At 55.7% G+C, this 24,261-nt stretch carries 23 protein-coding genes and 1 riboswitch; of the genes, 10 read left to right on the top strand and 13 right to left on the bottom strand.

The window, feature by feature from the left end; translation table 11 throughout:
* Positions 1-5: 5 nt before the first annotated feature.
* A riboswitch (TPP riboswitch) is annotated at positions 6-105 on the bottom strand.
* Between the two features lie 92 nt (positions 106-197).
* From aroC to OS189_RS06675, 4 genes are all read left to right on the top strand, one after another.
* Positions 198-1,307 carry a chorismate synthase gene (aroC, locus tag OS189_RS06690; RefSeq protein WP_267166513.1) on the top strand — a complete coding sequence of 370 codons (1,110 nt, stop codon included), beginning with the start codon at positions 198-200 and terminating at the stop codon, positions 1,305-1,307.
* Positions 1,308-1,314: 7 nt separating this feature from the next.
* Positions 1,315-2,250 carry a DMT family transporter gene (locus OS189_RS06685; protein ID WP_267166512.1) on the top strand — a complete coding sequence of 312 codons (936 nt, stop codon included), beginning with the start codon at positions 1,315-1,317 and terminating at the stop codon, positions 2,248-2,250.
* 24 nt (positions 2,251-2,274) lie between these two features.
* Positions 2,275-2,877 (top strand): cob(I)yrinic acid a,c-diamide adenosyltransferase, encoded by a 603-nt coding sequence (cobO, locus tag OS189_RS06680; RefSeq protein ID WP_267166511.1) that lies wholly within the window; start codon positions 2,275-2,277, stop codon positions 2,875-2,877.
* A gap of 124 nt (positions 2,878-3,001) precedes the next feature.
* A complete protein-coding gene (locus OS189_RS06675) occupies positions 3,002-3,949 on the top strand; it encodes a cyclase family protein (RefSeq protein ID WP_267166510.1) in 948 nt (315 codons plus the stop codon).
* An 84-nt stretch (positions 3,950-4,033) separates the two neighbouring features.
* Here the strand turns inward: OS189_RS06675 and OS189_RS06670 are convergent, their stop codons facing one another.
* Positions 4,034-4,903 carry a branched-chain amino acid aminotransferase gene (locus OS189_RS06670; RefSeq protein ID WP_267166509.1) on the bottom strand — a complete coding sequence of 290 codons (870 nt, stop codon included), beginning with the start codon at positions 4,901-4,903 and terminating at the stop codon, positions 4,034-4,036.
* 156 nt (positions 4,904-5,059) lie between these two features.
* Here OS189_RS06670 and OS189_RS06665 point away from each other — a divergent pair, with 156 nt between their 5' ends.
* The 5 genes from OS189_RS06665 to dxs all read left to right on the top strand — a co-directional run bounded on the left by OS189_RS06665 (position 5,060) and on the right by dxs (position 9,463).
* The gene (locus OS189_RS06665; RefSeq protein ID WP_267166508.1) at positions 5,060-5,569 is read left to right on the top strand and encodes a MarR family winged helix-turn-helix transcriptional regulator; all 510 of its coding nucleotides are present in this window, start codon (positions 5,060-5,062) and stop codon (positions 5,567-5,569) included.
* The gene (locus tag OS189_RS06660) at positions 5,566-6,267 is read left to right on the top strand and encodes a response regulator (protein WP_267166507.1); all 702 of its coding nucleotides are present in this window, start codon (positions 5,566-5,568) and stop codon (positions 6,265-6,267) included. The genes OS189_RS06665 and OS189_RS06660 overlap by 4 nt, the downstream gene beginning before the upstream one ends.
* A gap of 145 nt (positions 6,268-6,412) precedes the next feature.
* Positions 6,413-6,655, top strand: a complete 243-nt coding sequence (locus OS189_RS06655; protein WP_267166506.1) for an exodeoxyribonuclease VII small subunit — start codon at positions 6,413-6,415, stop codon at positions 6,653-6,655.
* 2 nt (positions 6,656-6,657) lie between these two features.
* Positions 6,658-7,524, top strand: coding sequence for a polyprenyl synthetase family protein (locus OS189_RS06650; protein WP_416237459.1), 867 nt, complete (start codon positions 6,658-6,660; stop codon positions 7,522-7,524).
* 10 nt (positions 7,525-7,534) lie between these two features.
* Positions 7,535-9,463 (top strand): 1-deoxy-D-xylulose-5-phosphate synthase, encoded by a 1,929-nt coding sequence (dxs, locus tag OS189_RS06645; RefSeq protein ID WP_267166505.1) that lies wholly within the window; start codon positions 7,535-7,537, stop codon positions 9,461-9,463.
* Here dxs and OS189_RS06640 read toward each other — a convergent pair.
* The 9 genes from OS189_RS06640 to OS189_RS06600 all read right to left on the bottom strand — a co-directional run bounded on the left by OS189_RS06640 (position 9,460) and on the right by OS189_RS06600 (position 18,778).
* Entirely contained in the window at positions 9,460-10,248 is a 789-nt protein-coding gene (locus tag OS189_RS06640) for an ion transporter (RefSeq protein ID WP_267166504.1), read from the bottom strand. The genes dxs and OS189_RS06640 overlap by 4 nt on opposite strands.
* A 65-nt stretch (positions 10,249-10,313) precedes the next feature.
* Entirely contained in the window at positions 10,314-10,901 is a 588-nt protein-coding gene (locus OS189_RS06635; protein WP_267166503.1) for an exopolysaccharide biosynthesis protein, read from the bottom strand.
* On the bottom strand, positions 10,902-11,768 hold the full coding sequence (locus OS189_RS06630; RefSeq protein ID WP_267166502.1) for an SDR family oxidoreductase: 867 nt from the start codon (positions 11,766-11,768) through the stop codon (positions 10,902-10,904).
* 109 nt (positions 11,769-11,877) lie between these two features.
* Positions 11,878-12,123: a hypothetical protein gene (locus OS189_RS06625; RefSeq protein ID WP_267166501.1), complete on the bottom strand. Its 246-nt coding sequence runs from the start codon at positions 12,121-12,123 to the stop codon at positions 11,878-11,880.
* A 141-nt stretch (positions 12,124-12,264) separates the two neighbouring features.
* A complete protein-coding gene (locus OS189_RS06620) occupies positions 12,265-12,969 on the bottom strand; it encodes a YjbF family lipoprotein (RefSeq protein WP_267166500.1) in 705 nt (234 codons plus the stop codon).
* The gene (locus OS189_RS06615) at positions 12,966-15,131 is read right to left on the bottom strand and encodes a YjbH domain-containing protein (protein ID WP_267166499.1); all 2,166 of its coding nucleotides are present in this window, start codon (positions 15,129-15,131) and stop codon (positions 12,966-12,968) included. Before OS189_RS06615 ends, OS189_RS06620 begins: the two co-directional genes overlap by 4 nt.
* A gap of 121 nt (positions 15,132-15,252) precedes the next feature.
* Entirely contained in the window at positions 15,253-17,142 is a 1,890-nt protein-coding gene (locus OS189_RS06610; protein WP_267166498.1) for a polysaccharide biosynthesis protein, read from the bottom strand.
* Between the two features lie 176 nt (positions 17,143-17,318).
* On the bottom strand, positions 17,319-17,927 hold the full coding sequence (locus OS189_RS06605; RefSeq protein WP_267166497.1) for a sugar transferase: 609 nt from the start codon (positions 17,925-17,927) through the stop codon (positions 17,319-17,321).
* Positions 17,924-18,778 (bottom strand): NAD-dependent epimerase/dehydratase family protein, encoded by an 855-nt coding sequence (locus OS189_RS06600; protein ID WP_267166496.1) that lies wholly within the window; start codon positions 18,776-18,778, stop codon positions 17,924-17,926. Before OS189_RS06600 ends, OS189_RS06605 begins: the two co-directional genes overlap by 4 nt.
* A 102-nt stretch (positions 18,779-18,880) precedes the next feature.
* Between OS189_RS06600 and OS189_RS06595 the strand changes: the two genes are divergently transcribed.
* Positions 18,881-19,993, top strand: coding sequence for a polysaccharide biosynthesis/export family protein (locus tag OS189_RS06595; protein ID WP_267166495.1), 1,113 nt, complete (start codon positions 18,881-18,883; stop codon positions 19,991-19,993).
* Positions 19,994-19,999: 6 nt separating this feature from the next.
* Here OS189_RS06595 and OS189_RS06590 read toward each other — a convergent pair whose 3' ends face one another.
* The 3 genes from OS189_RS06590 to OS189_RS06580 all read right to left on the bottom strand — a co-directional run bounded on the left by OS189_RS06590 (position 20,000) and on the right by OS189_RS06580 (position 24,135).
* Positions 20,000-21,253, bottom strand: coding sequence for a glycosyltransferase family 4 protein (locus OS189_RS06590; protein ID WP_267166494.1), 1,254 nt, complete (start codon positions 21,251-21,253; stop codon positions 20,000-20,002).
* 75 nt (positions 21,254-21,328) lie between these two features.
* The gene (locus OS189_RS06585) at positions 21,329-22,108 is read right to left on the bottom strand and encodes a carnitinyl-CoA dehydratase (protein ID WP_267166493.1); all 780 of its coding nucleotides are present in this window, start codon (positions 22,106-22,108) and stop codon (positions 21,329-21,331) included.
* Positions 22,109-22,110: 2 nt separating this feature from the next.
* Positions 22,111-24,135 (bottom strand): acetate--CoA ligase family protein, encoded by a 2,025-nt coding sequence (locus tag OS189_RS06580; protein ID WP_267166492.1) that lies wholly within the window; start codon positions 24,133-24,135, stop codon positions 22,111-22,113.
* Positions 24,136-24,261: the final 126 nt, after the last annotated feature.

Below are 24,261 nucleotides of genomic sequence, written 5' to 3'. Positions count from 1 at the left end.
GCGTTGGAGAATGTCCAGACCTTCCCTCCGCCGGTGTTAACCGGTTCAGGTTCTACGGGTCTGTACAGATGTACATCTCAGCCTAAGGCACCCCGAGGTACGTCAAGTCGTAGGCAATGCGCACAGCTTTAGCAAGCCAATACCCCTTGAGGCACCGACCTTGCCCCGCTAAGGCTTGGGACAAAGGAGCACACCGCATGTCGATCAACAGCTTTGGCCATCTTTTCCGCGTAACCACTTGGGGCGAAAGCCACGGGCCGGCCTTGGGTGCCACTGTTGATGGCTGTCCGCCAAACGTGCCGATTACGCCGGACATGATCCAGCACTGGCTGGAGAAGCGTAAGCCGGGCCAGAACAAATTCACCACCCAGCGCCGCGAGGCCGACGAGGTGCGGATTCTGTCGGGCACGTTTGAAGGTGTGACCACAGGCACCCCGATCCAGTTGATGATCGAAAACACCGATCAACGCTCGAAAGACTATGGAGACATCAAGGAGAAATTCCGCCCAGGTCATGCGGATATCACCTATTTCCAGAAATACGGCATCCGCGACTATCGCGGCGGCGGGCGTTCCTCTGCACGTGAAACTGCCAGCCGTGTGGCCGCTGGTGGCCTTGCGCGTGAGGCGATCAAGACGATCGCACCCGATGTGCAAATCACCGGTTACATGGTGCAGATGGGCCCGCACCAGATCGACCGTGCTGCGTTTGACTGGGACCAGATCGAACAGAACCCGTTCTGGGTGCCTGATGCCAAGGCCGCAGTGGACTGGGCCGAATACCTCGACGGTTTGCGCAAGTCAGGGTCCTCCGTAGGGGCGATTATCGAAGTGACTGCGCGCAATGTTCCCGCAGGTATCGGCGCCCCCGTTTACGGTAAGTTAGACACTGATCTGGCCGCCGCCATGATGAGCATCAACGCCGTCAAAGGTGTGGAAATCGGCGAAGGCATGTCAGCCGCAATGCTGACTGGAGAGTTGAACGCAGACGAAATATTCATGGGACCAAACGGGCCAGAGTATTCCTCCAACCATTCCGGCGGTATCCTTGGCGGGATCAGCACGGGGCAGGATATTGTGGTGCGCTTTGCGGTCAAGCCGACTTCGTCGATCCTGACCACCCGCAAGACAATCACCAAATCCGGTGAGGAAACCGAGATCATTACTAAAGGCCGTCACGATCCTTGTGTTGGTATCCGCGCGGTTCCGGTGGGTGAGGCAATGATGGCTTGTGTTATTCTGGATCATCTGTTGCTTCACCGCGGCCAGATCGGCAAGAACCAAGGCTTGATCGGATCAAAAAAATGACAGACCGATGAAGATCGAGGATTTCTCTGCAAAGCCGGCGCTGGGCGTTGCGCTGAAGGTGATGGCGATCATGCTGTTTACCTTCATGTCGGCCATCATCAAGGCCACAGCAGATGACGTTCCCGCCGGACAGGCCGTATTTTTCCGCTCGTTTTTTGCAATCCCCGTGATCCTGATCTGGCTGGCACAGCGCAAACAACTGGCTGTTGGCCTCAAGGCAAAAAACCCGATGGGACATGTGTGGCGCGGACTGTTCGGGACCACAGCGATGGGGCTTACATTTGCAGGTCTTGGCTTGCTGCCCCTGCCCGAAGTCACCGCAATCGGCTTTGCCACGCCAATTTTTACCGTACTTCTGGCGGCGCTGATGCTGGGGGAACGAATCCGTCTGTTTCGCGTAAGTGCAGTGGCAATCGGACTGGTTGGCGTGATTATCATTCTTTGGCCACGCTTCGGCGGCGCGCAGCTGGATCACGCCGCCACTCTGGGCGCGACGCTGATTCTCGGGGCAACCATGCTGCGCGCGTTGGTGCAGGTGCATCTGCGCCAGCTGGTGCAATTTGAACATACAGCCGCGATCGTATTCTATTTTTCCGTTACCGCATCGCTGCTTTCCCTTCTTACAGCGCCGTTCGGCTGGGTGGTGCCTACGGGTCAAACACTCGGGTTATTGGTTGCAGCGGGGTTTATCGGCGGGGTGGCGCAAATTCTGGTAACATCCTCCTATCGCTTCGGCTCTGTTTCGATGCTTGCGCCCTATGATTACACTTCGATGCTGTTTGCGATCATTCTGGGCTATGTTCTGTTTGACGAACTTCCAACGGCGCTGATGCTGATGGGTTCCGGTCTGGTTATTGTCGCAGGCGTGCTGGTAATATGGCGCGAGCGTCAGCTGGGAATGGAGCGCGGTAAGGTGCGCGCCGTCAGCGAACCGAAATCCTGATATTTTCAAAATGGAGACACGCTAATGTCCGACGATTCTAACGCCCACAAAACAAAAATGCAGGAAATCCAGACTCGACAGCGCAAGCGTGTCGCAGACCTGCAAGACCCCGAAAAGGGTCTGGTGCTGGTGCATACAGGTGCGGGAAAGGGCAAATCTTCTTCTGCGTTCGGTGTGATGGTGCGCGCGTTGGGGTGGAAGCAAAAGGTGGGTGTGATCCAGTTCATCAAAGGCAAATGGATCACCGGCGAGCGCCAGTTTTTCGAGCGTCTTGGCGGTGTCACATGGCACACCATGGGCGAGGGCTTCACCTGGGACACTCAAGACAAGGATCGCGATATCGCCGCTGCGCATGCCGCCTTTGCCAAGGGGCGCGAGATGATGGAAAGCGGTGATTATGACCTGATTGTCATGGATGAGATCAACATCGCGCTACGCTATGACTATCTGTCGGTCGAGGATGTGATCGCCGGTCTTGAGGCGCGTGACAAGCGCACCGGTGTGATCCTGACAGGCCGCGATGCAAAGCCCGAGTTATGCGAATACGCCGATCTGGTCACAGAGATGACCGAAGTGAAGCACCCGTTCAAAAACGGGATCAAAGCCCAGCGCGGTGTCGACTTCTAGGCGGCGACCTACCTGTAACTGCTGAAATTTCTCGTCAATGAAGGAAGCCGTGTTAGCCTGAAACTTCACAGGAGGCGAATCTGCCCCACCAGAGGGCGCGCCCGTTCAAAAGTGGAGGATCAAAATGACTTTGACGAAAATAACAGCCCTATGCCTCGGGTTGAGCATGGGTGCGGGTGCTGCATGGGCTGAATGCACGTCATCCAGCCAATGGGGCGCGGATGACACGCTCGGCTCTGCCAATCTGGTCACGCCAGAACGGACGCTCGCCGCGGCTTCGCTGATCAAGCAGGGGAAATCCATGCCGCTTGGCATCGCCATCGGGCCAAACACGCCAGCTTTTCCGCCCCGCTCGCTTAACCTACAGGTTGTGCAACCGAATCAGCAAGGCGGTCAAAAACTGTCGGGCTTCGGATACGAGGGCAACTATAACGATGACATTTTGCAGACGTGGATCGGCATCGGATCTCAGCTTGACGGGTTAGGGCATCTTGGCGAGGGCGGTCATTATTACAACTGTCTGGACGAGAAAGAGATAAGCGCGATCACAGGCCTGACCAAGCTGGGCACCCACGCCGTGCCACCGCTGGTTGGTCGTGCGGTGATACTGGATATGGCGGCCCATGCGGGTGTTGAAGTGATGGCCGCCGGCGCGCATTTCGGATCGGCCGAAATCAAAGCTGCAGCGGAAGCGCAGGGCGTGACCATGGGCGAAGGCGACATCATTCTGTTCCATACCGGATGGACCGAAGGCATGCTGGAAAGTGATCCGGCAGCCTGGGGCAGCACTGAACCGGGGCTGAGTAATGAAGGCGCGGTTTATATCGCTTCCCTCAACCCTATGGCGGTTGGTGCGGACACTTGGGGGTTAGAACCAATTCCGCCGGCGCCGGATGACAAGGTATTTTACGGTCACGTTACGCTGTTGAAAGAGAACGGGATTTATATTCTGGAAACCATGAATGTCGGACCGCTGCTGCGTGAAGGTGTAAACGAGTTCATGTTTGTTTTGGGGCAGCCGCGAATTGTCGGCTCGGTGCAGGCCATGATCAACCCCGTCGCCTTATACTGACATCAGGTTTTGCGGGGCCTTCGGCCCCGCTACGCCACCAGCCGGAGCTTCGCTCCGGCTGGTGGCGACATCCGGCATCGGTAATTACGCGCGCACAAGTTTTTCATAACTTTCCGCGATGTCGCGGGTCAGCGCGCCAACTTCGAAAGTATGTTCACCGATCTGGCCTACGGGCGTGACTTCCGCAGCGGTACCTGTCAGCCAGCACTGCTCGAATCCGTCAAGTTCCTCGGCCATGATGTGGCGTTCGTGTACGACGATCCCCCGTTCGCGCAGCATTTCGATCACCGTCTGGCGGGTGATACCATTAAGGAAACAGTCTGGCACGGGGGTATGAACCTCCCCGTTTTTTACAAAAAAGATATTCGCGCCCGTGGCTTCGGCCACATACCCGCGATGGTCGAACATCATCGCATCGGAACAGCCTTTGGCCTCTGCCGCATGTTTGGACATGGTGCAGATCATATACAAACCTGCCGCCTTGGCATGGCAGGGAATTGTCTCGGGAGAGGGACGCTTCCATTTGGATATGTCGAGCTTGGCGCCTTGCATTTTGGCATCACCATAATACGCGCCCCATTCCCATGCCGCGATCGCCATGCGCACAGGATTCCTTTGCGAGGCGACGCCCATGTCATCCCCTGCCCCGCGCCAAGCAACCGCGCGCACGTAGGCGTCTTTCAGCCCCGATGCTTTCAACACTTCGTTTTTCGCGGCCTCGATTTCATCTATCGAATAGGGGATTTCAAAATCGATCAGCTCTGCAGAGCGCTTGAGGCGTTCGGAATGTTCGCGGCTTTTGAAAATCTTGCCATTGTACGCGCGCTCTCCCTCAAACACAGAGGAGGCGTAGTGCATGGCGTGGGTCAGTATATGCACATTGGCTTCCCGCCACGGGATCATCTTCCCGTCCATCCAGATGTGTCCGTCACGGTCATCATATCCGCCAGCCATTGTACTTTCCTTTTACATTTTTTTCGATTGTTGCGCTAAAGCAATCGGTGTCGAAATTTAGTTACGCCATATTCGATTTTGCGTAGCCTTTCGGGGTTGGAGTGTCAACAACACTGACTTAAACTGCCGCTCTGAATTGACCTCGGGAGGATATCCATGGACAGGCGCACATCCAGCCCCGCAAGCGGCGAGGCGCTGCTGTTTCTTACGGACGAACAGCTGCGGCAGGGAATCGAGGCGATGTTTTTTGCCTATCGCGGCTTTACCGCCGATCCTGACAGGATCCTTGCTGAAATGGCGTATGGACGCGCCCACCACCGCGCGATCCATTTCATAGGCCGCGCGCCGGGGACAACTGTCAACAATTTGCTGAACCTGCTGGGGGTCACGAAACAATCGCTGAACCGTGTATTGCGCACATTGATTGCGGATGGTCTGGTAGAAAGCAAGGTCGGACGGATGGACAAACGCGAGCGACATCTGAACCTCACACAGGCGGGACAGGAATTGGAACAGACACTTTCGGATGCACAGCGCGCGCGGATGCGGGCAGCGTTTCGCGATGCAGGCCCCGATGCCGTGGCCGGTTTTCGAACTGTGCTAGAGGCGATGATGGACAGTGAAATGCGCGCCAGCTACGCCCGCCTGAGAGACAGCACATTATGAGTACCCCCGATGCGCACCTGTTGATTGTGGATGACGACGAACGCATTCGCACTCTCTTGCAGAAATTTCTGATGCGGCACGGATTTCTGGTGACAGCAGCACGGGATGCGGCCCATGCACGACGAATATTGTCGGGCCTGGAATTTGATATGCTTATCCTTGATGTGATGATGCCGGGCGAAGACGGGCTGAGCCTGACGCGATCTCTGCGCGAAACAATGACGACACCGATTTTGCTGCTGACCGCAAAAGGCGAAACCGGCAACAGGATCGAGGGACTGGAAGCGGGTGCGGATGATTACCTTGCCAAGCCGTTCGAGCCCAAGGAACTGCTGTTGCGCATAAACGCAATCTTGCGCCGGATGCCCGAAGCCGCCCCCCAGGACACCGCGCCGAAGGTACTGTATTTGGGGCCGATCTGTTATGATATGGAGCGGGGCGAGATGTGGCAGGGGGAAGAGCTTGTCCGGCTGACTGCAACGGAAATCCAGCTGATGAAGATATTTGCGGCAAAACCGGGAGAGGCATTAAGCCGTGCGAAACTGGTGGAGGAACTGGGGCGCGACCGTGGTCAGGCGCAAGAGCGTGCGGTAGATGTTCAAATCACCCGCCTGCGCCGCAAAATCGAGGCAGACCCCAAGCAACCGCAATATCTGCAAACCGTGCGTGGTGCGGGCTATATGCTTGCGCCCGATTAGCGGGTTGAGGGGGCCAGCCCCCATCGTCCCTTCGCGACGATTCCCCCGGGATATTTTTAGCCAAAAGAATTAGGGCGAAGCTGTGCTGGTCATGGCGATGCCGGACCGGTATGATTGCCTGAATACGAAACGAGAGAGTTTTTCCATGAGCGATACCCCTGTGAACGAGATGAGCTTTGAAGCGGCAATGGCCGAATTAGAGACTGTATTGGGAAAGCTGGAGCGCGGCGACGTTGCGCTGGACGAGAGTATTACCCTGTATGAACGCGGTGCGCTACTGAAAGCCCGTTGTGAGGCAAAACTGAAAGAAGCGGAAGAAAAAGTTGCCGTTATCACGCTGGATGGTGACGGTAACCCTGCCGGATTGAAGCCTGTCGAAGGGCTGTAGCCGTGGGCCGTTTTGCGCAGGCCTTGCTGGAGGCGGGTGATCTGGCCTCGACCCGTATTGCGGCCGCGCTTGACGGCGGATGTGGGGAAATTCGCAAAGCGATGATATATGGAACCACTGGCGGCAAGGGATTGCGTGCATTTCTGGTTCTAGAGTCAGCGCGACTGCATAATATTGCTGCGAAAGATGCGGCGGCTGCGGCGGCTTCGATTGAGGCGATGCATGCGTACTCTCTGGTGCATGACGATTTGCCTTGTATGGATGATGATGATTTGCGGCGCGGACAACCCACTGTGCATCGCAAATGGGATGAAGCAACTGCCGTGCTTGCAGGGGATGCATTGCAGGCCCTTGCATTTGAGTTGGTGGCGCAGACGGAATGCCCAATGGCAGCGCGGCTTCAGCTTGTGGTATCCCTCGCGCAAGCAGCGGGGGTGCGCGGAATGGTCGGCGGTCAAGCATTGGATATCGCGGCTGAAACAGCAAAAACACCTTTGAATCTGTCCGAAATCACCGATCTTCAAGCAGGGAAAACCGGAGCATTGATCGAGTGGGCCGCCACTGTGGGGCCTGAGATGGCGCAGGCCGACAGCACAGCGCTGGGACAATATGCCCGTGATCTTGGCCTCGCATTCCAGATTGCCGATGATATTCTTGATGTTGAGGGGAGTGTGGTTACTTTGGGAAAGGCCGTCGGGAAAGACGCGAGCGCTGGCAAAGCCACATTCGTATCACTTCTTGGCCTTGATGGTGCCAAAGCGCGCGCGCAATCTTTGGCGACTTCTGCTTGTGATGTGCTATCTGCCTATGGCAAAGACGCCGACACGCTGCGTGAGGCAGCGCAGTTTGTGATTGCGCGCAAAAGCTAGGGATGACGAAATGACCGATACGCCAACCACTCCGCTCCTGGACCGGATCAACCGCCCTGCGGATATGAAAGGCCTTTCGGACCGCGAATTGACGCAATTGGCAGATGAAGTACGTGCGGAAACTATCTCGGCGGTATCCGTGACGGGCGGACATTTGGGCGCTGGTTTGGGTGTAGTCGAACTGACGGTCGCACTGCATGCGGTTTTCGATACGCCGCGCGACAAGATCATCTGGGACGTTGGCCACCAGTGCTATCCGCATAAAATTCTGACAGAAAGGCGGGATCGTATTCGCACCTTGCGCATGGAAAACGGTTTGAGCGGTTTTACCAAACGCGCGGAATCGCCCTATGATCCGTTCGGTGCTGCGCATAGCTCCACCTCGATCTCGGCGGCGTTGGGATTTGCGGTGGCGCGGGATCTGGGCGGCGTTGTGCCCGAAGGATTGGGTGATGCGATTGCGGTGATCGGCGATGGCTCTATGTCGGCGGGCATGGCCTATGAGGCGATGAACAACGCCGGCCATCTGAAAAAGCGAATGATTGTTATCCTGAACGACAACGAGATGAGTATCGCGCCCCCTGTTGGCGCTATGTCGGCCTATCTAAGCCGCCTTTATGCGGAAGAGCCATTTCAGGAATTCAAATCCGCCGCAAAAGGCGCGGTGAGCCTGCTGCCCTATCCTTTCCGCGAAGGTGCAAAGCGCGCAAAGGAAATGCTGAAAGGGATGGCCGTCGGTGGCACGCTGTTCGAGCAATTGGGATTCAATTATGTCGGCCCGATCGACGGGCATGATATGGACCAGTTGTTGCCGGTGCTGCGCACAGTTAAGGCCCGCGCGACAGGGCCGATCCTGATCCATGTGTTGACCAAAAAGGGCAAGGGGTACGGGCCAGCCGAAGCGGCGCGGGACAAGGGCCATGCGACCGCAAAATTCAATGTAGTGACCGGAGAGCAGAAGAAGGCACCCAGCAACGCGCCCAGCTATACAAACGTTTTTGCGGATACACTTTTGCAACTGGCCGCCGAAGACGACAAAATTTGCGCGGTGACTGCCGCCATGCCCGATGGCACCGGCCTCAACCCTTTTCTTGCGCGCTACCCTTCGCGGTGTTTTGACGTCGGAATTGCAGAGCAGCATGGCGTGACTTTTTCCGCGGCACTGGCCGCTGGCGGAATGAAACCGTTTTGCACGATGTATTCCACGTTCCTGCAACGCGGCTACGATCAGGTGGTGCATGACGTTGCAATTCAACGCCTGCCAGTCCGGTTTGCGATAGATCGCGCAGGGTTGGTCGGTGCGGATGGCGCAACACATGCGGGATCATTCGATATCGCGTTTCTCGCCAACCTCCCCGGATTTGTTGTAATGGCCGCTGCTGATGAGGCAGAGCTGAAACACATGGTGGCCACGGCAGCAGCCCATGATGACGGGCCGATTGCTTTCCGCTTTCCGCGCGGTGAAGGGCGCGGCGTTGACATGCCGGAGCGTGGCGTACCGCTGGAAATTGGCAGGGGTCGGATGATTTCCAAAGGTAGCCGCGTTGCGATCCTTTCATTCGGGACCCGTTTGGAAGAAGTGGAGAAAGCGGCAGAGGCCCTGACTGCAAGAGGGATTACCCCGACAGTTGCCGACGCCCGTTTTGCCAAGCCGCTGGACCGTGACATGATCCTGTCACTTGCAGAAGACCACGAGGCATTAATCACCGTTGAAGAAGGCGCGATTGGCGGTTTTGGCAGCCATGTGGCGCAACTGCTGGCCGAAGAAGGCGTATTTGATAGCGGTTTGAAATATCGTTCTATGGTATTGCCCGACATCTTTATCGATCAGGCAAACCCTGCAGATATGTATGCAGTGGCGGGAATGAATGCCGAACAGATCGCGGCAAAAGTGCTGGATACGCTCGGCATTGGATCAATCGGCGCGCAAAGCGCCTAGTTTTTCTGCGCCGCGATCAACTGGTCCAGTTTAGCTTCCAATGCTTCCAGTCTGTCATGCACATCCGCACGGTATGCATCCGTGCTTGCCACTGATTCCTCTTGGTGAGCGTCCTGCATCGAGTTGACGATCAAACCGACCAGCAGGTTCACAACTGCAAAAGTAGTGACCATAATAAACGGGACAAAGAACATCCATGCGTATGGATAGACCTCCATCACCGGTCGCACGATGCCCATTGACCAGCTTTCCAGCGTCATGATCTGAAACAGGGAATACCCCGAGCGTCCCAGGGTGCCGAACCATTCATCAAACGATGTGCCGAACAGTTTCGTCGCCATAACAGCGGCGATATAAAAAATCAGCGCCATCAGGATAAACACCGATGCCATGCCGGGTAGAGCTGTAACGAATCCTTCAACCACGCGACGCAAACGCGGCGCCACAGAGACAACCCGCAGCACCCGCAATATCCGCAACGCACGCAGTGCAGAGAACCCCTGCGCCGCAGGAATAAGCGACAAACCGACAATCACGAAATCGAATATATTCCAACCATCGCGAAAAAACCGCATCCGGTAGGCGATCAGTTTTGCCAACAGTTCCGCGACAAACACAGCCAGACAGAACCTGTCCAGCATAATGATAATCCCACCTGCACGTTCCATCAGCGGTTTTGATGTTTCCAGACCAAGAATTACGGCATTGAACAGAATCACCAGAAGAATGGCATTTCTTACTCGGTCCGTTTCAAGAACGGCTGCAAGCTTTTGTGTGAAGGTCATGAGGGCTCCGTAGTTCGCGGGTTCGGATGTATATGGCGTGTCCGTCCCACCTCGACAAGGCGCGGTCAGACCAGAAAAAACAGCCCCACCCCAAGAGTGAGCGCGATCATCCCGTACCCGGCCAACACATACAGACCATCATCCATGAAAAGACCAAACACCAGCAACGCAACTGTGAAGGCACCGATTGAAGTTACAAACGGCAGGATTTCAAGAATCGGCCATGCCAGCGGGATACAGATACAGGCTAGCAACGTCATCAACCGTACAGGTCCGCGTGTGAGAACTGTCAATCGCGAGGTAGAGTGCCTGTCGACAAATGCGGAGGGCTTGCGCAACCATCCAACCATCTTCTCCAGTCGCGCCCCTGACATCCGCTGGCGCAACAAAATATCCGGCACCCATAAACGACGTCTGCCCCCCAAAGCCTGAACTGCCAGTAGGATAATAAGGCACGCGGACAATGTCGGCATTCCTGGCACACCGGAGATCGGGGAGATCAGTATGACCGCAATCACCAGAACGACGGGTGTAATCGAGCGTTCGCCAAACTGCTCCAGAACCTCACGAACCGAGACCGTATCATTCGATCTGGCAGCTGCTGCGACATTCTCAAGTAAATCGGACAGATCGCGGGGGGTGATATTGGTCATTCAGTTTTCGGTCTGCATACAATACGCGAGCATCGCGGCAAGACCGCTCCGGTAATCAGGATAGGTCAATTTCCAACCCAACGCCTGCTTGATGTGATCGTTCCGCACCCGCTTACTCTCGGCGTAAAAGCTGCGTGCCATGGGGGTCATTTCAGCCGTCTCGAACGGAATCCCGGGGGGAATCGGGACACCCAGCAGACGCGCAGCATGGCCGATTACGTCTTCTGGCGGGGCGGGATCATCATCACATACATTATAAATAGCGCCGGCATCGGGGGTCTGCAGGGAAAGCTCCAAGGCAAGTGCGATATCATCTACATGAATCCGGCTGAAAACCTGACCCTCTTTGATGATGCGTCGCGCGGTGCCATTGCGCACCTTTTCGAATGGGCCGCGCTCGGGTCCGTATATTCCGGCAAGCCTGAATATGTGTAACGGCAGATCAGGTATCTCGCGCCATGCCGCCTCGGCCTCCACCCGCGCCTGACCGCGTCTGGTTGTCGGCGTTAGCGGCGTTTGCTCGTCCACCCAGCGGCCTTTGTGGTCACCATAAACACCGGTGGTGGAAAGATATCCGACCCAGCGCATGTCAGATGCAGATCGTTCAAATACTGACCCTAGCGCAGCCAGAACCGGATCACCGTCCGGCCCCGGACTTGCCGAGACAAGAATATTGGGGAACTCTTCGATCAAATCGGTAGGATCGTCATCAGGCCAAAGAAATGGCTCTACACCAGTTGCGGCGATCCCGTCCAGCTTCGCGGCGCTGCGGGTTGTTCCCACAATATGCCAGCCTTCTGGCACCAATCGTGCAGCCAATGCGCGCGCGCTGTAGCCGTGGCCGAATGATAGCAGACGTTTATCCACGATCCGCTCCCTCTACTTATTGGGATAGATGGCAAGGTCCACAAACGAAAACGGCCTTTCCGTTAGGAAAGGCCGTTGAATTTTGATAGCTCGATGCCTCGAAGAAGACTTAGTCTGCTTCAGTACCGTGGCCGTCTACGGAACCATCGTCATCGTCGTTGCTGTTTGAAACCAGTGCGGCAACAACAGCAGCAGCTACTACGCCGCCTACGATTGCTGGAACGCCGATGCCGGAACCGCCAGCAGGAACGTACGCGATTACTTTTTCTTCTTCCTGAACTGGCTCAAGCGAACCGGCAAAAGAAGTTGTCGCGGCGAATGCTACGATTGTGGCAAGAGAAACGGTTTTAAACATTTTAGTCATCCTGTGTTAGATTTACTGTTCGGGGGATTCCCCGTTTGAAATTTGAATAGCCGAACGGGAATGAATTCTCAACGGTAATATCTTGCTCAAACTACATTATTGGCGATCATCTGCCAAGTGTTGCTCGGAAGCTCAATATTTCAACAAAACCATATCGAAGTAGCCCACTGCCGGCCCCATCCATTGTCTTGATTTGCGAACAACGCCGGTAGAGCGTTGGACCCAATACTCGTTACTTATACCCTGACCTCCTGCTGCGTCACTTACACATGTTTCGCGAAAGTGATCTGTTGTAAGAGATTGATTTGCAAAGGTTACCTTTGCTGCTCCCAAATTGCGAATGTCGCAGCGATACTGAAATTTGCTGCTGGTTACATCGCCGTCGGAAATTGTAAATGTGCGAATGCCGCTTCGGTTTGCGCCGGTTTTCAGGGCTGAAACTGTCACGCTCGCATCTGCAGCAATTATATCACGCCCGATGCCACGTGTGCCAATAACCACACCATTTCTCAAAAAAACCTGAGCGTTATCGGAAGATTTCCAGATTTCTACAGCGCCACGCCCCGAATCGCGCCGCGTTGCAGCACGCTGCAGAAAATCGCTGCCTCCCAGCGTGACAGGGTTAACCTGAAGCATGGGGACGTTGATCTTCGCATATTCCTCGGCCGACAGCACAACCCGTTGCGGCGCCCCTTCCCTACGGCCTTGAATGACAGTTTTCAAAGTCGTCGCGACAGTCTGCGCTACACTGGCCGAGTCGGATTTTTCAGAGCTGCAAGCAGCCAACATTCCTGCAATCAGACCAGCACTAAGAATGTGCGATGCAAAATTTTTCATTCCCAAACTCCAGACCAGTTTCCAACCAGCCCGTTGCGATGGCCACTGCGCACCTGTTCGTACAGACGGCCCGGCACATTCAGACGCGCACCACCATCACGAGAGAACGGACGGACGGAAGTAGATCTGATCCGCTTGTCCGGCTTGCCCAGCAGCCAGTCTGTTGGAATTGTCACCTTGATACCTTTATCAAAGGATCCCACGCCGAAGTCTTCTGACGATACATCGGTCAGGGTAAAGAAGCCCCCCAGTGCCCAACCGTTTGCAAATTCCCGCTCAAGCGTGAAAGTAGCTCCGACATCACCGGCAAGGTAGCGACCAACATCGACTTGCGCGGTGTAGCCGCCGTTAAATTCGTAATATGCTGAAACATGTCCGGTTGCGACGCTGTAATCCTGAAAGCCCAGCATATCGTCAAAAGCGCGCTGTTTGACATAGTTTGTCTCGACTCCCAGCGCGAGCCTGCTCGCGACCGGTTTCCACAACAGCTCCGCCGAAACACCGCCGAACATCCGCTCAAGATAGCCTGCTGACACCCGCGCATACACATCGGATCCGGCTTTCCACTGTTTGCTCACGTAGAGACTGGGAATAAAAGTATCACCACCTTGATCATACTCAACCGCGTCAGAGCGTACGTGCGGCAGGCGGGATTGATTGAGGCGGAAAATATCAGCGTTATTGCCAACCAAGCGATGCCGGACCTGCCCTGCAACCGTCCACCCCGGTGCAGGTTGGTAAGACAGATTAAGCGACAGACCCGCATCAAGCCGGATCGGCTCATAAGGATCGAAATAGCGCTGTGTCAGATAGGGGCCAAGTGACCAGTTGAACTTGGGGTACAAGGATTCGTTGCGCGCAGAACCCGGAAGTGCGGGCGAAGCACTGGTTATTCCGGCCACCGCCAACAGCGCATCAGCCGAGTTCGGCGCGGTTTCCAACGCCTCCAGATCAGAGCGACGCAAAACAATGGCTGACTGCGCCAGATTGTTCACCACAGGCACAATACGGAACGTTTCAACAGAAGCAGGTAAAACCCGCGCCATCGCCCGTGCAACCCGCCCGACTGACACGGCCGTCGCGCGGTAGCGATCGTTTGTATAGCGGATCTCCGTTGTCGACGCAGTCGTCCGCGCCTCGACCAACGTCAGGCCTTCTGCTTCCAGCAGCGGTATCATTGCATCGCGTACGGCACCTGATGCCGTTGATTGCGATTTGGCCCACGAGCCATCGTAGGCGGCAGGATCGGTGCGGCGCGCAGGTCTGATATCGTAGGGGCGCGGTGCAGCGATGCGCATCGGGACAATCGCTCTATTAGGGTTCAACTGCATCTGAACGTTGACCCCGATTTCGGAACCGTAAAGATAATAGCCACCGATCCGGATTGCATCATTGACCTGATATTCGGCACCAAAGTTGAACCGTGATTTCCGCTCGATTACACCTTGGCCGGTTTCGACCACATAGGCGTCAGAGCTGTATTCAGCTTTCAGGCCAAATTTGTCATTCACCTGCCACTCAACACCGGCAAACGGTGCGACATCACCGCGAAACCACTGGTTTGCAGACAGTTCACCGCCCGTATCACCCGGCGTGAACGCGGGACGGTCACTGCCGAACGGCGCGCCGATTGCACCCGAACTGCCCAAACGGCCCCAGCCCAGACCGACAGTGGTCTTCACAACCCCCGGAACACGACTACCCGAGAACGTCTTGGTCGCTGCCAGAAACTCACCCGCGTAGATACCCGTTCCGGCAAAATCCTGTAGCCCGAGGGTTACAGCAGGCAAATAGCGGCTTTCGTAGTTCAACAGAAAGCGGGCGTCAAAGCTGCGGTCACGGTAGGTATCGAAACCAGCGATGTTGGCGTTTTTAATACCAGAGTAACGGAAGCTGGCTTGAATCCGCGGCATCGCCTGAAACGTGAGCGTTGTGCGCGTTTGTCCGCCGCCGTGTGAAATGCCGATTGCCACCTGCCCGTCTGGCAATGCTTCGGCAGTTGGCATGTCAATCAGCCCGGTCACGCCGTAAAAGTTGAGGGACGGGCGGCTGGGCACATCGAAAAAGCCGTCGACATTCTGCGCTCCTGTCCCCGAAGGAACGATGCAGGCAGCCCCGAAAAGGCTGGTACAAAGCGCTGTCTGTGCAAGATGTCGGATCATTTTCTGCTCTCTGTCCGGTACTGTCTTTGCGGCAACTAATGCACATCTGTTCGGGAAAGCGCAACAAAGCAGAATTAGTCAGCTTCTTATTGAAGGATTGCGTGACAAATCTGCGCTCTGTTCAGGATGCGTCTGCCTTTGTAACGATAACCTGAAAGCCTTCGACCCAGCGGCGCACCACGTCGCGGGCCATGTCTTCGTCACTGGCGACAAACGCTTCGCGCAGGCTGCGCAAGGCGGTGGCGATTTCGATCTGCGACAGCCCTTCCTCATGGGTCATAAAAATTTTGGGGTACGATGTGCCAAGCAGGCTGTCTGACAATGTCAGTTCTTCCGACATCTTTTCACCCGGACGCAGGCCCGTAATTTCGATTTCGATATCGCCATCGGGATTGTCTGCGTCACGTACCTCGTATCCAGCGCTTTCGATCACCTGACGGGCAAGGTTCAGGATTGGCACCGGCTGCCCCATGTCCAGCACAAACACCTCCGCACCGCGGCTGATTGCACAAGCCTGCAAGACAAGCTGAACCGCCTCTTGAACGGTCATAAAGTAACGCTCGACACCTTTATCAGTCACCGTGAGCGGGCCGCCCCTGCTCAACTGCTCCTGGAACAGCGGTACAACAGACCCCGACGAACCAAGGACGTTTCCGAACCGGACCATAGAAAAGACTGTGCCTTCCTTGTTGCCCACACGCGTCGCCATATCGCGCACGACCAGTTCGGCCAACCGTTTCGAAGCGCCCATCACATTGGTTGGCCGCACAGCCTTGTCTGAAGAAATTAGCATAAACCGTTCCACCCCCGCCTTGGCGGATTGTTCGGCCAGTGTCTGGGTGCCAAACACGTTGTTCACCAATCCGGTGAGCGGGTTCGCTTCAACCAGTGGGACGTGTTTATAAGCAGCTGCGTGCAACACAATCTGCACGCCATGCGTCGTGAGCAGTTTTCGCACCTGCCTGCTGTCCGTGACTGTTCCCAATACAGGAACAATCTCGATATTCAAATTCTCATGTTCAATCGTACTGCGCAGTTCCATGTCGATATTGTACAGGCCCAATTCGCTCAATTCGAAGAGGATCAGCTTGGACGGCTTGCAATCAATTACCTGACGGCACAACTCCGAACCGATGGAACCACCCGCGCCCGAGATGAGAACAACCTTATCCTTGTAGCTACTGCTTGCATCACCCAGCGGATGATCAATTTCGACGCGGCCCAAAAAGCTTTTCGCGGAAACCGGCGTCAGCTTTTCGACCAGTTCCTTTTCTCCGATCAACTGGGAAAAGGACGGCAATGTCTGTACTTCCAGGCCCATCTTTTCCAACCGCCGTGCGATTTGGGCTTGCTTGGGGCGGCTTAGGGATGGCACTGCCAACAGCACACGATCAATCTGCTTGTCCTCGACCACCTTGGCGATGTTCACCGATGGATAGACCGTCAGGCGCTGCACACGCATACCGTGCAAACCCTTATTATCATCTACAAAAGCAACGGGATGTATGGACTGGTGACCCCGCAGGGCAGACACCATATGTGATCCGGTTGTTCCCGCACCGTATATCAACACCCGCGTCCGGTTGCTGGAGTAGCGATACAGCGCCAGCACCAGCTGAAGCAAGACGGCGCGGCTTGCTACGGCAAAGCAAAAGAACACCATACCGAAAACCATATGCAGCCCGACAGGCAGATCCAGCCCCGAAATGTCAGAGAACACGGCTGAAGCAACTGCAAGCAATGCCGCATGGATCGCGGTCAAACCGACTGACGCCGCCTCATAAGCGCTAAGCTGCGTATCACTCGTGCCGAGCCAGACAGAAATGCCGATGGTTGCCAGCACCATATACGGAAGCAGCAGCATGTAACTGCGCATATTTTCCCATATTCCACCCTGCAAATCCAAGGTGGAGAACGCAAACAACAAGGCAAGCGGAACAAGCGCCGCGTCAATCCCCTGCATGATGCGCCGCTTTTGCAATTTACTAAGCGACTTAATCCAGTTCAACATGACCTGTTCCAAATTACACGACATTCTGTCGCGACGGCAAAGTTATTAAAACCGGCGCCTTGCAGCGCGATCCATGCAGCCATTAACCGCAATCACCGGCTACGAATACTATATTTTCACCTAAAAGCATAACAAATGATGATCAATCCACAGGATTAAGCGCAGGTGGCCGGATTTCAGCGCCGGAAAAGGTTTGCGATTGTCTGAAACACCAAATCAAAATCATAGCAGATATTCTGATGACGCTGATAGATCAAATCCAGCTTAGCCTTCCGTGGAATGCAGATGCGGCAATAGACATCCTGCGTTTGCTCGGCGGTTGTGCAGCGCGACAGCAGGCGTTCTTCGTGTTTGTGAAACCGGATCGTGGCGAGGCCCGTCACACCCGGAACAGACCTGAGCACTTCACCATAAATCTCGGGAAACTGCTCGACATATTCGCGCAATGGAGGGCGCGGGCCAACAAAAGACAGATCGCCCTTGAGTATATTCCAAAGCTGGGGGAATTCATCCAGCCGTTTGGAGCGCAACCGCGCTCCGACAGGGGTAACGCGCGATGCTTTATGGGCCCCCGACACCCCTTGATCTTTCTCCACCACCGTCATCGTGCGAAACTTGATCAGGCCAAACGCCTGATCGGGCGTTTTCATCCGCTCGGCCACGTAGAACAACGGGCGCCCTTGCTTGAGGTAGATGTACACAATCAACAGCAGTATTATCGGCCCGAGGATCACCACCAACAGGCTGGCGAAAAACAGATCAAAGATGCGTTTGCGCCAAGTCATCCTTCAGCCCTGCCCTTGTTCCATTGCGCAACCATGCCTTGCGCCGTGCATTCATCTTCTGAAAAACTGTAAAGCGCTTCCAGGCGGCGGGTGTCCAGTGCTACTTCCCCGATCACGGGGCCTTGGGGTGCGCGCGGCGCCCATGCCAGACCGGCAGCATCCAGCAACGCGCCCATTTCAATCACGCCGGGGGCGGCGATGTTGATAATGTCCGGCACGTCTTTTGCCATGCATAATGTATGGATAACCCGCGCCAGCGTTTGCGGCCCGATATAGCTGCGCCGGGGTGTGCCGCCATCTGGCAATTGATCCAGCGCCATACCATCACGCCATCCGCCCAAGATCGCATCAGCCCCCGCAACATTTCCAATACGCAGCACACAAATCCGCCCCGCGCCCCGCGCCAATGCGACTTCCTCCATCGCGCGTTTGGCGTGGCCATATGCGCTCAGCGGGGCAACCGGCCCATCTTCGCAAAGCGGGCCATAAGCCGCGCCATAAACCGCTGCGGACGAAGCAACAAACACGCGTGTCTCGGCGGGCGCGGCATCAATGGCCGCAAGCGCCAGATCGGTATTAAGATGCATCCCGTCACCGGTCGCGACTGCGTGGGCCGGTGTGACACCCGATAGGCAAATAACAGTCTGCGCCTGCGCCGCCGCGGATTTCAGCGCGGCACTGTCGGCCAGCGGATCAAACTTCAGAAATCCGTTGATATTCTGGCGGCTCTGCCCGATCAGTTGACGCGGTTGCGGCCAATGCGCAAACAGCATCCGGCCCAGACGGCCACCCGCGCCAAGCAACAGCACGCGAGAATCGGTTTGAACAGGTGTTGTAACGATTGACCTCATAGCGTCATGCAGTATCTTGCGTTCAATATTTTTCCAACCCGCACACACCACAATCACGGCATGTGATACGGGTCGAACACAATAGATTGAGTGGGAATTCCGATGCGCAAGCTAACCAAGTACCTTTTGTGGATAGCACTTTGCGGTACGTTAGCTGCATGTGGCGCCCTGCCCCGCGGCGCTGCGATCCAATCGGAAGTAACCAAAGGCGCTGACCAGCCGGAAGCAGATTTTGCGGTCTATCCGGTTACAAAAGCATTCTTGCCCAGCGTTTCGGAGTGGCCCGACACCGGTGCGCGACACTATGGTTGGCTCTCCCACAGTCACGGGACCAATGCGCAGATCATCCGCCCCGGAGATACACTTAACCTTGTGATCTGGGACAGTGCCGAAAACTCGCTGCTGATGGCGCCGGGTGAGCGCAGTACAAACCTGACCAATATGCGCGTTTCCGAAGGCGGATCGATCTTTGTACCCTACGTGGGCAAAGTGCGCGTCGCAGAACGCACCCCCGACAACGCACGCCTGCTGCTTCAGCGCCAATTGGAGGCCGTTGCCCCCGGTGCGCAGGTACAACTTTCCATGGCCGAAGGGCGTATAAACTCGGTTGATATGGTTGGCGGTGTGCGCAGCCCCGGCAACTTGAAAATGCCGGATCAGAACTTTTCTGTGCTGGCGGCGATTTCAGCCGCTGGCGGTGTGAATGAATCCCTCACCAATCCGCAGGTCAAGCTGGTCCGAAGCCACAAAACCTATCGCACCTCGCTCCAGCGCCTGTTTGACAACCCCAAGCTTGACACACGCCTGCGCGGCGGCGACCGGATCATCATTGAAAAGGACAGCCGCTATTTCCTGTCCCTTGGTGCGGCCGGAAAGGAAAGCCAGTTCAGCTTTAACCGTGACAAGGTATCGGCACTTGATGCGCTTTCGATCATTGGTGGCGTAAATGATGTGCGCGCAAACCCCAAGGGGGTGCTGATCTTGCGCGAGTATCCTGCATCCGCTCTTAACGCAGGCCAACGCGGGCCACGTCAGCAGCGGGTGGTCTTTACGATTGACCTCACCACTTCCGACGGCCTGTTTTCGGCACGCAACTTCTTTATCAACTCCGGTGATCTGGTGCTTGCCACCGAAAGCCCGGTTTCGAGCGTCGGTGTGATTGTCGGACTGGTCGGATCGGCCTTCGGCCTAATCAATCTGGTCAGCAGCAACTAAGCCTGATCAGTCCGGCATACGGATCTGTTTGTCCTGCGGCAGCAGGGCATTCATCTCGGCGATATGCTCTGGCAGGCATTTGGTCAGAAAATCATATTCGGCAATCACGTGTTGGCGCGCAGCAGGCCCCAGATGGGCGAAATCTGCGGGCCGCTCCAGCACCTCAATTACCTGACGCGCCAGCGCCGCCGGATCGTGGAAATCAACCAGAAGGCCTGTCTTACCATGGGTCATTGCCTCCCGAACAGGGGCAACATCAGACGCGACGATCGTGGCTTCCATCGACATTGTTTCCAGCAGTGACCACGATAAAACGAACGGCATCGTCATATAGATATGGCATCTGCTGATCTGGATGATCTTCTGATACTGCTCGTAAGGCACCTGACCCAGAAAATGCACGCGGCTCCAATCGACGCGATCCCCGACTTCGGCTTCCATTTCGCCGCGCAATCCGCCGGGGCTTTTGATTTTTGCGCCGTAGGACACCTCGTTTCCACCCACAACCAGCACCCGCGCGTTCGGACGCGCTGCAAGGATATCGGGCAAGGCACGCATGAATTTGTGGAATCCCCGCATACGCTCAAGATTGCGCGCCATGTAAGTGACGATCTCGTCGTCCAGCCCGACGGGTTTGTCAATCCGCCCCAGTTTCAACTGCGCGGTTGCGTCCGGCTTAAGCTTGTCTGTGCGGATGCCGTCATGGCAGACGTAAATCTTGTCATGCATCTCGGGCGGAAAACAGTCGCGCTGCCACTTGGTCGGGCTGAGGCCGCGATCAACCGTCAAAATGTTAGCTGCAGGCACAGCATTGCGCGCGTGCAGCAGGAAAGGCGTGTGATCATTCACCGGCTCTTCATCGTCGAAATTCACCGGACCGCCGTGCAACCGGTAATAATACTCAAAGAAACCGATGATCGGCACATCAGGCCACACCTGTTTGAAAAACGTAAGCTCGCCCCAGCCGATATGCCCGACAACGATGTCCGGTTTAAACCCGTCATCACGCTCGATCTTCTGCGCCGCCAGCGCCGCACCGAACCCGGCGCCGGTGGCCTCTTCCCAGACCTTGCTCAGCCCGTAAGACTCTTTGTTGGATACGCGATGCGTTTTATAAATCCGCGTCTCTACCCCGTCTATTTTCGGCGCATTTTTACGTTGTGTCAGGAAATAGATCGTGTGTTCTCCACGCTCGGCCAACCACTGGACCAGTTCACGATACTGGCCAGGCATATTCTGATGCACAAACATGATATTCATGGAAATTTAGCGCCTGTTTCTAAAATCTAATTTGTAATCAGATAACCTTACCAGCGGACATTTGGCAAATGCCTGTTATTTGCCTTTCCAGACCGGATCACGTTTTTCTGCAAATGCGCGCGCACCTTCCAGCTGGTCTTCGGAAGAATAAAGGGTGTCGACACTGGCCAGTTGCCGTTTTGTAATCCGGTTCATCGCGTCCTGAAATTTTGCATCTTCCGCATCGCGCACAATCTCTTTGATTGCGGCATAGACCAGCGGCGGCCCCGACGCCAAAAGCCGCGCAAGCTCCCATGTCCGCTCCATCAATTGGTCTGCTGGCAATATCTCGTTCACCAGCCCCCATGTTTTGCCTTCCTCCGCGTCAAACCAGCGCCCTGTCAGCAAAAGCTCCATCGCGATATGATAGGGAATACGCTTGGGCAGCTTCACACTTGCCGCATCGGCCACGGTACCCGAGCGGATTTCCGGCAATGCAAAAGTTGCATGATCAGCCGCCAAAATCATATCGGCGCTCAATGCCAGTTCCAGCCCGCCACCACAGCAAATACCGTTCACAGCAGCTATTACCGGTTTGTTCAATCCCCGCAGTTCCTGCAACCCGCCAAAGCCGCCGACGCCGTAATCACCATCCACCGCGTCACCGTCTGCCGCTGCTTTCAAATCCCAGCCCGGACAGAAGAATTTATCACCCCCGCCGGTGATAATCGCAACACGAAGCCCGGAATCGTCGCGGAAACCGGCAAAAACCTCTCCCATCTGTCGCGATGTTATTAAATCGATTGCATTCGCTTTGGGGCGGTCCAATGTTACCTGCAGAATTGCACCTTCACGGTGCGTTTTGATCGGTTCCATCGCTATTCTCCTCTGGCTTCACACAGCAATGCATCCACTGCAACGGCTGTGTCGGGTGTACACATCAACGGGTTGATCTCTACCTCGCTGACGCGGCTGGCATTGACAATAACGTATTCCTGAACGCCCATCACAGCACGGATGATTGCATTCAGATCAGCACCGGATTTGCCGCGATACCCCTCGATCAAGGGCCATATACGAAGCGATTTCAATGCCGCCACCACTGATCCCGGATCTGCCGGAATCAGCATCGAGGCCGTATCTTGCCACAACTCTGTCAAAACGCCACCTGCACCAAGTGTCAGGACAAAACCGTGCGCAGGGTCACGAGTGACCCCGATCAGCAGTTCAACAACCGCTTCCTGCACCATTTCCTCGACCAGATAAGCGCCTTCCGGCATCACTTGTGCGGCAGTAAACACTTCATCCACCGCAAGCCCCAGACGCACACCGCATGCCTCGGATTTATGCGCAAGGCCCGTAACTTTAAGAACCAAAGGTGCAGTTAACGATGCAGCCACAGTTTTCAGTCCTTCCATGCGCCGAACTGTTGCACCTTTTGGCACTAAGACACCAAAGCCGCTCAATGCGGCCTTGGCTTGGGCCTCATCCACCAAAACCGCCTCGCGATCCGCTCCGGCATTAAGCACCGGCTGCGCGACAGGTTTCGCCAAGGAGGCTGCAATAGACGCCGCTGCAATTGCTTCGGTCAGCCCACTTATCGCCACAACCCCTCCGGCCATCAATTCGGCAGCAACATCAGGTGGCATCAATTCCGGCAGGGTCGCTACGACAGCGACTGGTCGGCCACTTTTCGCACGTATGGCAAGGGCCGCCTTTGTCGCACAATCCCAGTCCCTTGCATCCGTGTGCGGATAATCCACGATAACAAGCGTCAGCCCGATGTGCGACGCCGTCATTGGCAGCCAAGCTGCAGTCATCTTGACCACATCCCGCCACACATAAGTGTGGTAATCCAGCGGATTAGCCAAGGCGACCATTGGTCCCAAAGCATCTGCCAAACCGTCCCGCTGTTCGCCGGTCAGCGCAGGAAACGTCATGCCTGATCCTACGGCAGCGTCAGCGGCCAGACTTGCTTCACCTCCCGAACAGCTTATTGAGGATAGCGTCGGCGCATCCAAAGGCCCGACCATATGCAGTAACTTCAACGTTTCCAGAAAGGTTGGCAGATCGGACGTTCTGCCGATGCCCAAACGTTTTAGCAAGGCAGACGCACCGGCATCACTTCCCGCCAGTGACGCAGTATGCGAAACCGCAGCGTGTTGCGCCTGATCGGAACGCCCGACTTTTAACGCAATCAGCGGCACTCCCTTATCGCAAGCCTTATGCGCCAGAGCATACCACTCAGCCAAATCTCCAAATCCCTCGATGTGAAGCCCGATTGCAGTAACCCTCGGATCGTCAAGCAATTGCAAAGCAATCTGGGCCTGCGTAGTTTGCGCCATATTTCCGCAAGCTACCACGTAACCGATAGGCAAACCGCGCTGCTGCATCGTTAGATTGATTGCGATATTTGAGGACTGGGTCAGAATAGCGACACCACGCGCCACAGAGTCGCACCCATGTTGATCCGGCCACAACAGCGCGCGATCCAGCGCATTGATAAACCCATAGCAATTCGGTCCCAATAGCGGCATCTCACCTGCGGCTTTCACCAATTCAGCTTGCAGTTCCTTCCCATCGCGATCTTCCGCTGACGCTTCGGCAAAACCTGAGGCAAAACAAACGGCTCCTCCGGCACCAAACAAAGCCAGCGATCTGATAACTTCAATCGCAGATTTGCGGTTCACCCCGACAAAGGCGGCATCAGGGGGTGATGATAAATCGCTCAAATCACGAACGGTCGGAATACCCTCTATGATCCCACACCGCGGGTGCACAAGATCGACCCGGCCAGTAAATCCAATCCCATGTAGTTGCCGGACGATTTGGCTACACCAAGCTCCGCCACCAATCACCGCAATTGACCGGGGCCGCAAAAGCCTTCCTAGGTCAGCGCTCATCACTGACCTCTCGCACAAAGAACTTTTTGCCTTCGGCGAGGATATTTTTAGCCAAAAGAAATAACGCTCTACTAACTAACGCTACGCTAGGACTTACTTGCAGTACAGGCGGGGACGCCGATGACT

Origin of the sequence: Sulfitobacter sp. F26169L (assembly GCF_026410285.1) — a bacterium.
Classification (GTDB): domain Bacteria; phylum Pseudomonadota; class Alphaproteobacteria; order Rhodobacterales; family Rhodobacteraceae; genus Sulfitobacter.
This window is presented reverse-complemented; position numbering and strand designations above follow the sequence as displayed.

Excerpts from the sequence above, each read along its gene's own strand:
- OS189_RS06620 (WP_267166500.1), bottom strand. The coding sequence starts at position 12,969 with ATGAAAAATTTTGCATCGCACATTCTTAGTGCTGGTCTGATTGCAGGA.
- OS189_RS06640 (WP_267166504.1), bottom strand. The coding sequence starts at position 10,248 with ATGACCTTCACACAAAAGCTTGCAGCCGTTCTTGAAACGGACCGAGTA.
- OS189_RS06610 (WP_267166498.1), bottom strand. The coding sequence starts at position 17,142 with ATGTTGAACTGGATTAAGTCGCTTAGTAAATTGCAAAAGCGGCGCATC.
- OS189_RS06590 (WP_267166494.1), bottom strand. The coding sequence starts at position 21,253 with ATGAATATCATGTTTGTGCATCAGAATATGCCTGGCCAGTATCGTGAA.
- OS189_RS06615 (WP_267166499.1), bottom strand. The coding sequence starts at position 15,131 with ATGATCCGACATCTTGCACAGACAGCGCTTTGTACCAGCCTTTTCGGG.
- OS189_RS06595 (WP_267166495.1), top strand. The coding sequence starts at position 18,881 with ATGCGCAAGCTAACCAAGTACCTTTTGTGGATAGCACTTTGCGGTACG.
- OS189_RS06580 (WP_267166492.1), bottom strand. The coding sequence starts at position 24,135 with ATGAGCGCTGACCTAGGAAGGCTTTTGCGGCCCCGGTCAATTGCGGTG.
- dxs (WP_267166505.1), top strand. The coding sequence starts at position 7,535 with ATGACCGATACGCCAACCACTCCGCTCCTGGACCGGATCAACCGCCCT.
- OS189_RS06665 (WP_267166508.1), top strand. The coding sequence starts at position 5,060 with ATGGACAGGCGCACATCCAGCCCCGCAAGCGGCGAGGCGCTGCTGTTT.
- OS189_RS06655 (WP_267166506.1), top strand. The coding sequence starts at position 6,413 with ATGAGCGATACCCCTGTGAACGAGATGAGCTTTGAAGCGGCAATGGCC.
- aroC (WP_267166513.1), top strand. The coding sequence starts at position 198 with ATGTCGATCAACAGCTTTGGCCATCTTTTCCGCGTAACCACTTGGGGC.
- OS189_RS06685 (WP_267166512.1), top strand. The coding sequence starts at position 1,315 with ATGAAGATCGAGGATTTCTCTGCAAAGCCGGCGCTGGGCGTTGCGCTG.
- OS189_RS06600 (WP_267166496.1), bottom strand. The coding sequence starts at position 18,778 with ATGAGGTCAATCGTTACAACACCTGTTCAAACCGATTCTCGCGTGCTG.
- OS189_RS06670 (WP_267166509.1), bottom strand. The coding sequence starts at position 4,903 with ATGGCTGGCGGATATGATGACCGTGACGGACACATCTGGATGGACGGG.
- OS189_RS06585 (WP_267166493.1), bottom strand. The coding sequence starts at position 22,108 with ATGGAACCGATCAAAACGCACCGTGAAGGTGCAATTCTGCAGGTAACA.
- OS189_RS06660 (WP_267166507.1), top strand. The coding sequence starts at position 5,566 with ATGAGTACCCCCGATGCGCACCTGTTGATTGTGGATGACGACGAACGC.
- OS189_RS06675 (WP_267166510.1), top strand. The coding sequence starts at position 3,002 with ATGACTTTGACGAAAATAACAGCCCTATGCCTCGGGTTGAGCATGGGT.
- OS189_RS06635 (WP_267166503.1), bottom strand. The coding sequence starts at position 10,901 with ATGACCAATATCACCCCCCGCGATCTGTCCGATTTACTTGAGAATGTC.
- cobO (WP_267166511.1), top strand. The coding sequence starts at position 2,275 with ATGTCCGACGATTCTAACGCCCACAAAACAAAAATGCAGGAAATCCAG.
- OS189_RS06605 (WP_267166497.1), bottom strand. The coding sequence starts at position 17,927 with ATGACTTGGCGCAAACGCATCTTTGATCTGTTTTTCGCCAGCCTGTTG.
- OS189_RS06625 (WP_267166501.1), bottom strand. The coding sequence starts at position 12,123 with ATGTTTAAAACCGTTTCTCTTGCCACAATCGTAGCATTCGCCGCGACA.